Annotated in this window: 10 protein-coding genes; 5 read left to right on the top strand and 5 right to left on the bottom strand. The window is 63.5% G+C overall.

From position 1 onward, the window contains the following. Positions 1 to 15: 15 nt before the first annotated feature. From H7C86_RS20505 to H7C86_RS20520, 4 genes are all read left to right on the top strand, one after another. Positions 16 to 2,226, top strand: coding sequence for an acyl-CoA dehydrogenase (locus tag H7C86_RS20505; RefSeq protein WP_182262145.1), 2,211 nt, complete (start codon positions 16 to 18; stop codon positions 2,224 to 2,226). A 17-nt stretch (positions 2,227 to 2,243) separates the two neighbouring features. After that, complete coding sequence (locus H7C86_RS20510; RefSeq protein ID WP_182262146.1) at positions 2,244 to 3,449, top strand: acyl-CoA dehydrogenase family protein; 1,206 nt, start codon at positions 2,244 to 2,246, stop codon at positions 3,447 to 3,449. A 1-nt stretch (position 3,450) separates the two neighbouring features. Continuing rightward, positions 3,451 to 4,578 carry an acyl-CoA dehydrogenase family protein gene (locus tag H7C86_RS20515; protein ID WP_182262147.1) on the top strand — a complete coding sequence of 376 codons (1,128 nt, stop codon included), beginning with the start codon at positions 3,451 to 3,453 and terminating at the stop codon, positions 4,576 to 4,578. A 66-nt stretch (positions 4,579 to 4,644) separates the two neighbouring features. Next, positions 4,645 to 5,808, top strand: a complete 1,164-nt coding sequence (locus tag H7C86_RS20520; protein WP_020905917.1) for a low temperature requirement protein A — start codon at positions 4,645 to 4,647, stop codon at positions 5,806 to 5,808. A gap of 6 nt (positions 5,809 to 5,814) precedes the next feature. Here H7C86_RS20520 and H7C86_RS20525 read toward each other — a convergent pair whose 3' ends face one another. Genes H7C86_RS20525 through H7C86_RS20535 form a run of 3 tightly spaced genes read right to left on the bottom strand, consistent with a single transcriptional unit; the run spans position 5,815 to position 8,741 of the window. Next, positions 5,815 to 6,528 carry a type 1 glutamine amidotransferase gene (locus tag H7C86_RS20525; protein WP_019746560.1) on the bottom strand — a complete coding sequence of 238 codons (714 nt, stop codon included), beginning with the start codon at positions 6,526 to 6,528 and terminating at the stop codon, positions 5,815 to 5,817. Further along, entirely contained in the window at positions 6,521 to 7,774 is a 1,254-nt protein-coding gene (locus tag H7C86_RS20530) for a MurT ligase domain-containing protein (protein ID WP_003943457.1), read from the bottom strand. Before H7C86_RS20530 ends, H7C86_RS20525 begins: the two co-directional genes overlap by 8 nt. Positions 7,775 to 7,799: 25 nt before the next feature. Next, entirely contained in the window at positions 7,800 to 8,741 is a 942-nt protein-coding gene (locus H7C86_RS20535; RefSeq protein WP_182262148.1) for an EamA family transporter, read from the bottom strand. A 90-nt stretch (positions 8,742 to 8,831) separates the two neighbouring features. On the opposite strand from H7C86_RS20535, the gene H7C86_RS20540 reads away from it, so the two are divergent. Continuing rightward, entirely contained in the window at positions 8,832 to 9,725 is an 894-nt protein-coding gene (locus H7C86_RS20540; RefSeq protein WP_070385886.1) for a LysR family transcriptional regulator, read from the top strand. A gap of 95 nt (positions 9,726 to 9,820) precedes the next feature. On the opposite strand, the gene H7C86_RS20545 is transcribed toward H7C86_RS20540, so the two are convergent. Both H7C86_RS20545 and leuA read right to left on the bottom strand, forming a co-directional pair. Then, entirely contained in the window at positions 9,821 to 10,198 is a 378-nt protein-coding gene (locus tag H7C86_RS20545; protein WP_020968226.1) for an SHOCT domain-containing protein, read from the bottom strand. A gap of 248 nt (positions 10,199 to 10,446) precedes the next feature. Beyond that, positions 10,447 to 12,255, bottom strand: coding sequence for a 2-isopropylmalate synthase (leuA, locus tag H7C86_RS20550; protein ID WP_019746565.1), 1,809 nt, complete (start codon positions 12,253 to 12,255; stop codon positions 10,447 to 10,449). Between the last annotated feature and the right edge of the window lie 77 nt (positions 12,256 to 12,332).

Consider the following 12,332-nt stretch of genomic DNA (forward strand, 5'->3'; position numbering starts at 1 on the left):
ATTGAGGAACCTGCCATGGCACTACCCCTGCTCGAAGATCACCGTGACCTGGCGGAAGCGGTAGCCGCATTCGCGAACCGCTTCGGCGGAATCGCCGATACGCGGAGCAACGTCAAGCGGTACACCGCCGGTGATCGACCGGACTCGTGGGATGGGTTGGTCCGTCAGGGCCTGCACGCAGTGCACCTGCCGGAGCAGTACGGCGGTGACGGGGCGGGTCTTGCCGAACTTGCAGTGGTAGTCGAGCAATTGGGTGATGCGCTCTATCCGGGACCGTACGTTCCGACGGTCATCGCGAGCGGCATTCTCGCAACAGCTGCGGGCCCGGCTGCGGAAACAATGCTGACCGAATTGGCCACCGGTGCAACCGGAGCAGTCTGTACAGGCGCGGGATTGCGCGCGGCTCGAAGCGACGCTGGGTGGACAGTGAGCGGTTCTGCCGACCCAGCTCTAGGTCTGCCCGGAGCTGATGTCGTTCTCGTGCGGGCGAACAGCGAAGACGGCGAGTTGTGGTTCCGGCTCGAACCGTCGACTTCCGCTGCGGTGGTGATCGAAGACGGGGTGGATCTGACACGGTCGATCGGAACACTGACGTTGACCGATCACCAGGTCGAGGCTGGGCTGATCGTCGACGGCCTCCAGGCGCACCGAACCGAACTGATCGTCAACACGGTGTTGGCTGCGGAGGCGAGCGGTATCGCCGGGTGGGCGCTACGGACCGCAGTCGACTATGTGAAGTCCCGGCAGCAGTTCGGCCGTCCGGTCGGAAGCTTCCAGGCAGTTCAGCACAAGGCGGCCATGATGTTGGTTCACTCCGAGATTGCCTGTGCCGCAGCGTGGGACGCCGCTCGATCCGAAGAGCACGACGAGGATCAGCAGAAACTTGTCTCGGCTCAAGCTGCGTTGGCCGCTTTGCCCGTCGGCATCGAGAACGCCCTCGAATGTGTAACTTTGCTCGGCGGAATCGGATTCACTTGGGAGCATGACGCGCATCTGTACTGGCGCCGGGCGATCAGTATCGCGGCAGTGGCGGGTTCCGAGGTGAAGTGGGCACACACATTGGGAGACCGGTCCGCCGATTCGGAACGGGATTTCTCCTTTGTCGACCCGGAAATGCTGCCGGAGTTACGAGAGCAGGTTCGGAGGGTTCTGGACGAGGTTGCGCTGCTGCCCGACGACGGAACCACCAGCGCGAGTTGGGCGCCGGCCAAGGGGAGCGCTCGACGCGCCCGATTTGCCGACGCCAAACTGGTTGCCCCGCACTATCGGGCGCCGTACGGGCTTGGAGCGGGACCGAGGGAACAGGCCGTCATCGCACATGAATTCGCGATGCGAGGTTGGGCTCAACAGTCCACGGTGATCGGGGAATGGGTGCTGCCCACGATTCTCGAACACGGCAACGCCGAGCAGCAGGACAGGTTCGTCGAGCCTTCGCTGCGCGCCGACATCATCTGGTGCCAGCTGTTCAGTGAGCCGGGCGCGGGATCAGACCTGGCCGGTCTGAGCACGAAAGCGCGCAAGGTCGACGGTGGCTGGGTCCTGTCAGGTCAGAAAGTGTGGAACTCGGGTGCGCACGAGGCAGATTGGGGAGTATGCCTGGCGCGTTCCGACGCGGACGCTCCGAAGCATCGTGGGCTGTCGTACTTCCTGGTCGACATGACCTCGAAGGGCGTCGACGTACGTCCGCTGAAGCAAGCCACCGGCAAGTCGGAATTCAACGAGGTATTCCTCGACGACGTCTTCGTCCCGGACGACTGCCTGGTGGCCGAACCTGGGCAAGGGTGGAAACTTGCTGCGACAACGCTGTCCAACGAACGCTTGAGCATGGGCAGCACGCTGCACCACGGTTCGAGTCGATTGTTCCGTCAGGTGATTGCCGACGCGAGCCACGACTGCCCCCGCGAAGATGCAGTGGAAGGCCTCGGCCGCAGTATCTCTCGTGAGTTGGCACTGTCCGCGATGAATCTGCGCGGAGTGTCGGCGCGACTGGCGGGTCAGGAACCGGGCGCCGAGATCAGCGTGTCGAAGGTGTACAACGCCCTGGCGCAGCGCGAGGGCTCGCGGGACCTGTTGCGACTGCTCGGACCGCGCGCCGCAGTTGTCGACCCGTCGGCGAATTACGCGATAGACCACATCGGACTTCCCTCGATTCTGTTCGGCGGCGGAACCGTCGAAATCCAACTCAACGTCATCGCGCAGCGCGTACTCGGCCTGCCGCGTTCGTAGATCTTAGGAGCTTCACCATGTACTTGGATTTGTCGGAGGAGTCGAAGACTCTGCGCAAGGAATTGCGCGCATACTTCGCAGAGATCATCAACGACGAAGACCGCCGTGCTCTCGTGGATCAGACCGAAGGCGGCCCCGTCTTCGATCGCATCCTGCGCCGGATGGGTAAAGACGGTTGGCTGGGCTTGGGGTGGCCGGAGGAATTCGGCGGTCGGGGTGAGAACCCCGAAGCTCTGTATGTGTTCTACGACGAAGTGATTCGCGCGAATGCGCCGCTGTCACTGGTCACGCTGAACACCGTCGGACCCGCTCTGATCAAGCACGGGACGCAAGCTCAGAAGGACTTCTTCCTGCGTCCGATCCTGGCGGGTGAATTGATCTTTGCCATCGGCTACACCGAACCCAATGCGGGCACCGATCTCGCGGCACTCGAAACACGCGCCCGCATCGAGGGCGACGAGCTTGTCATCAACGGCAACAAGATCTTCACCAGTGCGGGTGTGTTTGCCGACTGGGTCTGGCTTGCCGTTCGCACCGATCCTGACGCGCCGACGCATCAGGGCATTTCCGTGGTCTTGGTACCGACCAATTCGCCTGGGTTCTCGGTCACCGAAATTCACACCGTGGGCGGAATCAGCACTTCGGCAACCTATTACGAAGATGTTCGGGTGCCGATCAGCAATGTCGTCGGTGAGCTCAATCAGGGGTGGAAGCTCATCACCAACCAGCTCAACCACGAACGTGTTGCCCTGGCAGCACGCGGTGGCATCGCCAACGAGCTCTTCGCCGAGGTGGTCGAGTGGGCAAAGACAGAACCCGCCGGTGACGGCCACGTCTACGACATCGGCTGGGTACGTGAGAAATTGGCGGAAGTCTACGCGCTGCTCAGCGCCGCCGACCTGATGAACCTGCGACTGGTGGCGGACGTCGCCGCCAACACCTTGGGGGGCGGGGATTCGGCCGCGGCCAAGATCTTCGGTACCGAAGCCGTCGTCAGTGCGTACGGCATGCTGCAGGAAGTGCTGGGCGCCAAGGGCTTACTGCGCCCCGATACACCCGGAGCGGTACTGGAAGGGCGGGTCGAGAACCTGGGTCGGCGCGCCCAGAACAACACCTTCGGCGGTGGTACCAACGAAGTGATGCGTGAAATTGTCGCCGCAAAATGCCTGGGCATGGCGCTTGCTGCGCGTCGCCGGCCCGCTGCACAGAACGAAAAGAGCTGACATGGAATTCGAATTCGACGACAACTTGTCCGCCGTGCGGGATCTGAGTGAATCGATCTTCTCGGCGAAGTCCGGAGTGGACCGACTGCGGGAAGTGGAGAGCACCAGCGGTTTCGACGCCGAACTGTGGAAGCTCCTCGCCGACTCCGGCGTTCTGGGAATCGCTCTGCCGGAAGATGTCGGGGGAGCGGGACTCGGAATGCTCGGCCTGGCTGCGGTGCTCGAACAACAGGGCCGCCGGGTCGCCCAGGTGCCGCTCTGGTCGGTGATTTCCACGGCGGCGCTGCCGATTTCCGAGTTCGGCAGCACGGAGCAGAAAGCGTCGTGGCTTCCGGGACTGCTCGACGGCTCGGTGATCGTCACCGGCGCATTCGACACCGGCTACAACGCCGAGACGGCGGTTCGCGCCGAACCGGCGCCTGACGGTTGGGTTCTGTCAGGCCACGTCGACTCCGTGCCTGCCGCGGAGTTCGCGGCCGCGCTGGTCGTTCCGGTGACGATGCCGGACGGCAGTGTCAGCGTCATGATCGTGCCCACGGACCGGGACGCGCTGGTGCGTGCACCGCTTGCGGTGACGAACCGCGAGAGCAACAGTGCTGTGCAGTTCGACGGGGTTGCGGTTACTGCAGCTGACGCACTTCCCGCAGACGGCGCGGTGGTTCGAGACTGGACGTTGCGGCGTGCACGGGTGGCTCTTGCGGCCCTGGCTACCGGCGTCTGCGAGGAAGCGCTGGCGATGACGGCGAAATACACCTCCGAGCGAGTGCAATTCGGTCGTCCACTCTCGACCAACCAGGCAGTTGCCGTCCGGGCCGCCGACGCATACCTCGACACCGAGAGCACAAGGTTGACCACGCACCGCGCTGCCTGGCTGATGGACAGCGGAGTCGAGAGTGAAGCGGAAGCAGCTGCGCTGGTCGCCAAATGGTGGGCGTCGCGCGGCGGCCTGCGCGTGGTGCACGCGACCCAGCACCTGCACGGCGGAATCGGAGCGGATGTCGACTATCCGATTCACCGCTATTTCCTGTGGGGACGGCAGATCGCCTTCACCTTGGGGAGCGCGGGGGCGATAGGCGCCGAACTCGCCGATCAGTTGGAAATCCGAGCCCAGATCGGGGCGTCGGCGTGAATATCTGAGACGACAGGTTGCAGTCACGGGCAGCGCGTCGGCAATCATCGCGCTACTCTGCCCTTCGTGAATCGCACCAGTTCGTTCATCCGGCCGTTGGTTCCGCGGGATCCGCACGAGCCGCATCGGGTGGCGACGCCGCTCGAGCTGCTCACCGACCTCTGCTTCGTCGTGGCGGTCGCTCAAGCGGCCACCGGTCTGCACCACGCGATCAGCGAAGGGCACGCGGCTTCGGGCGTCGGGCACTTCGCGATGGCATTCTTCGCGATCTGGTGGACGTGGCTGAACTTCACGTGGTTCACCTCGGCGTACGACAACGACGACGGAATCGCCCGGCTGCTGACCATCTTCCAGATCCTCGGATCGCTGGTCCTTGCAGCCGGCATCGTCCGCTTCTTCAACGACGACGCCCTGCTCATCATCGTCGGCTACGTCATCATGCGAATAGCCCTGGTCATCCAATGGCTCAGGGTGTCGCGGAACGACCCCGAACATGCGCTCACGGCTCGTCGATACGCTCTCGGAATCGTGTTGGTCCAGATCGGTTGGATCGGTTTCTACTTCGTTCCATCCGCCATCTACGTCCCGACGTTCCTGGTGTTGGTTCTGTGCGAATTCGCGGTACCGATCTGGTCGGAGAAGCCGGGCATGACGCCGTGGCACCCGCATCACATCGCGGAGCGGTACTCGTTGTTCTTCATCATCGTTCTGGGCGAGACGATCCTCTCGACCACCATCGCGATTCAGGACGCGGTCGACGGTGAGCATCCGGCAGCGCAGGTCACCTACGTCGTGATCGGCGGCATTCTGATTGTCTTCAGCCTGTGGTGGCTCTACTTCCAACGCAATGCAGGCGAAGTGATCGGCGGTGACAACGTCTCACCCTTCGTCTGGGGGTTCGGTCACTACTTCATCTTCGCCGCCGCTGCCGCCATCGGTGCGGGGTTGGCCTCGCGCGTCGACTTCTGGACTCATCACGGTGACGGTAGCGCGTTGGTGACGGGTGCTGCCGTCACCGTTCCGGTCGCGGTCATCCTTGCCGCCCTGTGGTTCATCCACATTCGACTACATGACTCCTCGGTACGCACCCTCATGCCATTCTCGGTCGCGATCGTCGTCGTGCTCGGTGGTACCTACACCGCGGTGCCCGAACTGGTCGCGGGACTGGCCTGCGCCGCGCTGTTGGCCGTGGAACTGGTTCTGACCGAGGGGAAATCCGAAACCGTCTGAACCGGGTCAGCGAATCGCGAGCCGCTCCTTGCGGAGCTTGTCGACCTCGGGCAGATGCAGGGGTTCGAGTTCGTTGACGCCCAAGGCCCGCATGAGCAGGAGGTCCGCGAGTTCCGGATTCCGGGCCAAGGCGGGTCCGTGCATGTACGTCCCGATCACCGAACCCTGTACGACGCCCTCGAATCCGTCACCGACGCCGTTTCCGACACCATGGGTGACACGTGCGAATCCAGAGGCTGAGCTACCCAGAGTTGTTCCGCCGCGGTGATTCTCGAAACCTGAGAGAGGTGCTGTGAGCCCGTCGATCAAGGGCTTCGTGATGACCTCGCCGATGGAACGCTTCTCCTGCGGAGAGGTCGTGACGTCGAGCATCGAGACACCGTCGACGCGTTCGCCGCTGGAGGTTTCGTACCAGTTGCCGAGCACCTGAATTGCAGCGCAGATCGCCAGAACCGGTGCGCCACGCTCGGCGGCGCGTTGCAGGCCAGGGTATTTCGCGAGATGGCGCGTTGCGAGTCGCTGAGCGGAATCCTCGGCGCCACCCAATGTGTACACGTCGAGCGAATCGGGGACCGGATCGCTCAAGGTGATGTCCACGATCTCGGCGTCGTAGCCGCGCATCCGCAGACGCTGACGCAGGATCAGGGCATTGCCGCCGTCGCCGTAGGTGCCCATGACGTCGGGGAGAACCAGTCCGATGCGAATTGTCGAGTCAGACATTGCGAGACTCCTTCGCGATGGCGGTGTTGAGGTCACGGAAGGCTGTGTAGTTCGCCAGTACCTCCACGCGTCCGGGAGGGCAGGAAGCGATGGCGCGCAACGGATCCGGATCGAGGGTGTGCTCGACGCCTGCGTACGTGAGGCGAACGGCGAGATCGGTTCCGCGTTCGCCGGCGGCCACTACCTTGACGCCTTCGAAGTGCTCGAACTTCACGTCCCACAGCCAGGAGAGGTCCTCGCCGTCCGGCACCTGACCGTTCACCGCGATCACCAGTCCGTCCACCGTGGGATCGATCATCGACAGCGCTTCCTGCCAACCGGCGGGATTCTTCGCGAGCAGCATGTGGACGGAGTGCGGTCCGACCTCGACGGTGCTGTAGCGGCCGGCGACTTCCTGGACCGTCGACGCGGCGGCAACTGCCCCGACCGGATCTGCGCCCAAAGCAGCCGCAGCAGCTACGGCCTGAGCGGCGTTACCGCGGTTGGCTTTTCCGGGGAGAGTCAACGTCATCGGAATCTTCAGGCCGTCGGGGCCGTAGAGATTGTCGTCGTCGAGCCACCAGGTCGGCTCGGGCCGCGCGAAGTCGGAACCGGTACTGCGCCAGTGCTTTCCCTCCCACACGATGGGTTCACCGGTGCGCGGGCAGCTGACGGAATCGCCGGCCCAGCCGCCGCCGGCAGCAACCCACACGACGTTGGTGGCGTCGTATGCCACGGAGGTGACCAGTACGTCATCGCAGTTGGCGACGATCACCGCGTTCGGATGCGCATTGACGCACGCGCGGAGCTTCCGCTCGATCATGTTGATCTCGCCGACCCGGTCGAGCTGATCGCGGCTGAGATTGAGCAGCACGATCACTTCCGGATTCACGGCGTCGGCTACGTGGGGGACGTGCAGTTCGTCGACCTCGAGTGCTGCCAGCGTTGCGTCCGTACGCGCGGCCAGAGCGGCCACGATCCCGGCATCCATGTTGGCGCCGTCGGCCTGCGTGGCGACGTCACCGAGTGTCGCGAGTGCTGCGGCGGTCATACGTGTGGTCGTCGACTTGCCGTTGGTGCCCGTGACCACGACGGTGCGCTTGCCGCGTCCGAGCTGAGTCATCAGCGTCGGGTCGATCTTGAGGGCGATCAACCCGCCGATCATCGAGCCCTTGCCGCGCCCGGCCTTCTGCGATGCCCAAGATGCTGCTGCGGCAGCTCGCATGGCGAGCTTTCCGCGCGCTGTGATCGATAGTCCAGTTCCCACGGCCCGAGTTTGGCACAGGGCGTCGTCAGACGCCGAGTCGCGCCGGTGGTGAGGCTGCAGGTGTGTCCGAGAAAACAGTGTTCGCGGGCTTGCGCCTCATCTGTGCGGCGCTCGCACCGGCAATCACGATGACTGCTCCGACCAGTGACAACGGGCTCGGATCCTCGTGCAGGAACAGCCAGGACGCGCCGATTCCCACTACCGGTACCAGCAAGGAGAGCGGCGCCACCATGCCGGCGGGATAGCGGCCCATGAGCATCGTCCAGAGCCCGGATCCGGCGATGGTGCCGAGCAGAATGATGTAGGCCAGCCCGACCAGTGACTGCCAGGCGTCGGCACTGAACGCGGTACCGAGCGCGTGCCATCCGACGGTGGGGCCTTCGACCACCGCGGACAGGGCGAGCATCGGCAACGGCGGGATGACGCACATCCACAGCATCAAGCGCATCGGTGCGGGCTCGCCGACGGTGTTCGCCGCGGCCAAGCGGCTGCCGAGATTGCCGAACGCCCAGGACAGGCCGCCGAGGAGCGTGAGGATCACGGGCAGCAGTGCCGCGTGGTGTGAACGGTCCCAGCCGATCAACGACATACCGACTACGGCGACGGCGATCCCGGAGACCTGCCAGACGCTGAGCTTCTCGCGGAGCAGGAACGCGCCGAGTAGGACGGTGAACGGCGCGGACGACTGCAGGACCAGTGATGCGAGACCCGTCGGCATCCCCGAATGCATCGCCCAGAAGAGGAAGACGAACTGGCCGAATCCGAAACCGAATCCGTAGAGCAGCAACCAACGGAGCGGTACCTGCGGACGCGGCACGAAGATGACCACCGGAATCGCGATGATCAGAAACCGGAGTGCAGCGAAGAAGAACGGCGGGAAATGATCCAGGCCGACGCGAATGGCCAGGAAGTTCAGACCCCACAAGACGATCACGGTCAGGCCGAGGAGACGGTCGCGGGGAGTCATGACGTTAATCGTGAGCCGTACGAAGCATCAGAACAAGCGAATATAGATGCACTATCCATGTAGTTTTGCTACATGGATATTCGTCACCGTATGGATGCCACGCGCTTGCGGATTCTCCGCGAGCTCGCCGACCGAGGAACCGTCGGCGCTACTGCTCTCGCTCTCTCGATGACACCGTCCGCCGTCTCGCAACAACTCAAGATCCTCGGCCGAGAGGCGGGGGTCTTGCTCCTCGAGCCGGACGGGCGCACGCTGCGCCTCACCGACGCTGGTCGAGCGCTGGTGCTCCGCGCCGACGACGTGGTGGCGGCGCTCGACCGGGCAGCGGACGAGATGGCGTCGTACCGAGGCTCGCCGCGCGGCAAGGTGCGAGTCGCGTTCTTTCCCTCCGGAGCAGCTCTCCTGCTGCCCGGCGTCCTGACGGCGCTGAAGAACTCGGACGTGGACATCGACGCACACGACGTCGACAAACCGGCGTCGGCCGTCCCTGGACTGTTGGCCGATCACGACGTGATCCTCACTCACCGTGACGAACGCGGCGCCGAGACCTCGTTTCCCCGGGTCAGCGTGCAACCGCTGATGCGTGAACCGATCGACCTGGTGCTGCGGCCTGATCATCCACTCGCCGAGCAGGATTCGGTCCGGTTGGAACAATTGGCCGACGAGAACTGGATCAGCGTGCGCGGCGGGTTTCCGGTCGACGACGTTCTGTTGTCGGTTGCGTCCGTCACCGGGGTCCAACCTCGAGTCGCTCATCGGATAAACGATTTCCGAGTTATCGAAGAGTTGGTGGCGGCGGGCCACGGTGTGGCTTTGATGCCGCGTTACGCGATCACACATCCTGGAGTATCGAGGAAACCGGTGGCAGGCGTGCGCGCTGCTCGCGTTTATGAATTGGCAACTCGATTACACATCGACCGCAGCCCGGCTATCGGAGTGGTTCTCGACGCTTTTCGCGACGTCGCCCGGGCGGTCGGTGAATGAACGGCTGTTGGTGAATGAATACGAAACGGGAGCGACACGATTAGTGTCGCTCCCGTTTCGGTAGTGCAATCCTCACTGATTAGTGAGGGCCTGAATCAGGCGAGGGCCTTGGCCTTCAGCGCTGCGAATTCTTCTTCGCTGATGGTGCCGGCGTCGAGAAGCGCCTTTGCATCTGCGATGGACTCGGCCGGGGACTTTCCGGCAACCTCACGGATGTAGCTGTCCTGTGCATTCTTGACCTGCTGAGCAGCCTCCATGGAGCGCTGGGCCATTCCGTCGCTTCGGACGATCAGATAGACGAGCGAGGTGAGCAGCGGAATGAAGAACAGGAAGACGATCCAGATTGCCTTTACCCAGCCGGAAGTCTTGTGATCACGGAATAGGTCGGTGATGATCGAGAAGAGCAGGATCAGGTACGCGATGAACGCGAAGCTGATGATGATCAGCCAGAGGAAGTCCCAAAAGGAATCCATTGTCGAGCCCCATTTCACAAGTCGGATTTGTCTGAGGTGACTATCTCACGTGCCGGGGTCGGCTGCATCATCCTCGATGGGTGAATCCTGTTTGTTAACTTCGCTAAGCGACTCTTTCGGGACCTATGTCATGCCGAACCGAAAACACGGACCGAAGAACTTCTGTGCCGTGAAAACAACCCTGGTCTCACCCGAAAATCGGGTGAGACCAGGGTTTGTTGAAGAGCCGGGTTCGTATTGCGTGAGTGTCAGCTCGCGCGGTTCACTGCCGAAACCACGGCGCGCAGCGACGCCGTCGTGATCGACGTGGCGATACCCACACCCCAGACGACGGTGCTCTGACCGTCCGGGCCCGTCACGGCGCACTCGACGTAGGCCGCGGCTTGGGCGTCGTCGCCGGCGGACATTGCGTGCTCGGAGTAGTCGAGGACACGAACGTCGAAGTTGATGCTTCCCAGCGCGTCGACGAAGGCAGCGAGCGGGCCGTTACCGGTTCCCGAGATCTCCTGCTCCTTGCCGTTCACCTTGACGATGGCGGTGATGGCGTCGGTGCCGCCGTCCTCCTCGGACGCGGTGACCTTCTGCTTCATCCGCTCGAGCGGGGTGACGGGGGCGAGGTACTCCTCGTGGAAGACGTCCCACATTTCCTTCGGCGAGACCTCGCCGCCCTCACCGTCGGTGATCTTCTGGACCGACTGCGAGAACTCGACCTGCAGACGACGCGGCAGCACCAGACCGTGATCGGCCTTCATGATGTACGCGACGCCGCCCTTGCCGGACTGCGAGTTCACGCGGATGACGGCCTCGTAGCTGCGGCCGACGTCCTTGGGGTCGATCGGCAGGTAGGGGACCTGCCAGAGAATGTCGTCGACGTCCGAGTCCTGGTTGTCGGCGTCGACCTTCATGGCGTCGAGGCCCTTGTTGATCGCGTCCTGGTGGCTGCCGGAGAACGCGGTGTAGACCAGGTCGCCGCCGTACGGATGACGCTCGTGGACGGGCAGTTGGTTGCAGTACTCGACCGTGCGACGGATCTCGTCGATGTTCGAGAAATCGATCTGCGGGTCGACGCCGCGCGTGAACATGTTCAGTGCGAGGGTGACCAGGCAGACGTTGCCGGTGCGCTCGCCGTTGCCGAACAGGCAGCCTTCGATGCGGTCTGCGCCGGCCTGGTAGCCCAGCTCGGCTGCAGCGACGCCGGTGCCGCGGTCGTTGTGGGGGTGCAGCGACAGGATGACCGAATCGCGGCGGGCCAGGTTGCGGTGCATCCACTCGATGGAGTCGGCGTACACGTTGGGTGTCGCCATCTCGACGGTGGCGGGAAGGTTCAGGATGACCGGGTTGGCAGGCGTCGCACCCAGGGTTTCGGTGACGGCGTCACATACTTCCTTGGCGTACTCGAGCTCGGTGCCGGTGTAGGACTCGGGCGAGTATTCCCAGCGCCAGTTCGTGTCCGGGTACTTCTTCGACTCGGCCAGGACCAGTTCGGCGGCGTCGGTGGCGATCTTCTTGATCGTGTCCTTGTCGGCGCGGAACACGACGCGGCGCTGCAGAATCGAGGTGGAGTTGTAGAAGTGCACGATCGCGTTCTCGGCACCTTCGCACGCCTCGAATGTGCGCTTGATCAGTTCGGGACGCGACTGCGTCAGCACCTGGATGGTGACATCGGACGGGATCGCGCCATCCTCGATGATCTCGCGAACGAAGTCGAAGTCGGTCTGGCTCGCGGACGGGAATCCGACCTCGATCTCCTTGTAGCCCATACGGACCAGGAGATCGAACATACGACGCTTGCGCGCCGGGCTCATCGGATCGATCAGCGCCTGGTTGCCGTCGCGCAGGTCAACGGCACACCACTGGGGTGCTCGGTCGATGATCTTGTCCGGCCAGGTGCGGTCGGGCAGCGTGACCGTCTCGACCTCTTCGGCGAACGGGCGGTAGCGGAACGTCGGCATCGACGAGTTCTTCTGCGTGTTCCACGCAGGCTGGTCGGAAGGTGCCGGCTTCGTGGGCGGGGTAATGGTGCGAGTGCCGGTGGTGAATGCGTCAGCGGGGGACATTGGTGTGATCTCCAGGATTGTGGACCTGGCCTGATGACCTGTTGGTCAAGACCATGAGTCCGGAAGGCTTGGTCGAC

This window comes from Rhodococcus sp. UFZ-B548, assembly GCF_903819475.1.
Taxonomy (GTDB): Bacteria; Actinomycetota; Actinomycetes; order Mycobacteriales; family Mycobacteriaceae; genus Rhodococcus_F; species Rhodococcus_F erythropolis.

What these genes read in the sequence shown, in the direction of transcription:
- H7C86_RS20525 (WP_019746560.1), bottom strand. Translation starts at nt 6,528, where the DNA reads ATGTCTGACTCGACAATTCGCATCGGACTGGTTCTCCCCGACGTCATG.
- H7C86_RS20505 (WP_182262145.1), top strand. Translation starts at nt 16, where the DNA reads ATGGCACTACCCCTGCTCGAAGATCACCGTGACCTGGCGGAAGCGGTA.
- leuA (WP_019746565.1), bottom strand. Translation starts at nt 12,255, where the DNA reads ATGTCCCCCGCTGACGCATTCACCACCGGCACTCGCACCATTACCCCG.
- H7C86_RS20535 (WP_182262148.1), bottom strand. Translation starts at nt 8,741, where the DNA reads ATGACTCCCCGCGACCGTCTCCTCGGCCTGACCGTGATCGTCTTGTGG.
- H7C86_RS20540 (WP_070385886.1), top strand. Translation starts at nt 8,832, where the DNA reads ATGGATGCCACGCGCTTGCGGATTCTCCGCGAGCTCGCCGACCGAGGA.
- H7C86_RS20510 (WP_182262146.1), top strand. Translation starts at nt 2,244, where the DNA reads ATGTACTTGGATTTGTCGGAGGAGTCGAAGACTCTGCGCAAGGAATTG.
- H7C86_RS20515 (WP_182262147.1), top strand. Translation starts at nt 3,451, where the DNA reads ATGGAATTCGAATTCGACGACAACTTGTCCGCCGTGCGGGATCTGAGT.
- H7C86_RS20545 (WP_020968226.1), bottom strand. Translation starts at nt 10,198, where the DNA reads ATGGATTCCTTTTGGGACTTCCTCTGGCTGATCATCATCAGCTTCGCG.